Source organism: Kitasatospora phosalacinea, from assembly GCF_030268885.1.
GTDB lineage: Bacteria > Actinomycetota > Actinomycetes > Streptomycetales > Streptomycetaceae > Kitasatospora > Kitasatospora phosalacinea_C.
Genome location: NZ_BSSA01000098.1, coordinates 1 through 778 on the forward strand (window position 1 = coordinate 1; position 778 = coordinate 778).

Consider the following 778-nt stretch of genomic DNA (forward strand, 5'->3'; position numbering starts at 1 on the left):
AGTCGTAACAAGGTAGCCGTACCGGAAGGTGCGGCTGGATCACCTCCTTTCTAAGGAGCACACGGCAGCTTCGGGCGAACGTCCCGGAGTGCTAGCTCATGGGTGGAACGTTGACTATTCGGCACACGCGGTGACGGACTGCCAGTACTGCCCCTCCGGGGGCGTGGAACGCAGGTCCTGAAGCGGGTGTGTCGGGCACGTTGTTGGGTCCTGAGGGAACGGGAGTTGCCTCATGGATGCCGGCTTCACTTGAGGGTGCGTCTTGTGCCCGAGGGTGGATGTCTGGTCGTTGTTTGAGAACTGCACAGTGGACGCGAGCATCTGTGGCCAAGTTTTTAAGGGCGCACGGTGGATGCCTTGGCACCAGGAACCGATGAAGGACGTGGGAGGCCGCGATAGGCCCCGGGGAGCTGTCAACCGAGCTTTGATCCGGGGGTGTCCGAATGGGGGAACCCGGCAGTCGTCATGGGCTGTCACCCATACCTGAACACATAGGGTATGTGGAGGGAACGCGGGGAAGTGAAACATCTCAGTACCCGCAGGAAGAGAAAACAACCGTGATTCCGGGAGTAGTGGCGAGCGAAACCGGATGAGGCCAAACCAGCATGGTGTGAGACCCGGCAGGGGTTGCCGTGTTGGGGTTGTGGGAAGGTTCTTCAGTCGTCTGCCGGCGGCTGGGCGAGTCAGAAACCGTATGGGTAGTCGAAGGACATGCGAAAGGTCCGGCGTAGAGGGTAAGACCCCCGTAGACGAAACCTGTACGGCTCGCTTGAGCTTC

At 60.3% G+C, this 778-nt stretch carries 2 rRNA genes; both read left to right on the top strand.

The window, feature by feature from the left end:
- Nucleotides 1-50, top strand: a 16S ribosomal RNA gene (locus tag QSK52_RS39105); the annotation flags it as partial.
- Nucleotides 51-325: 275 nt separating this feature from the next.
- A 23S ribosomal RNA gene (locus QSK52_RS39110) occupies nucleotides 326-778 on the top strand; the annotation flags it as partial.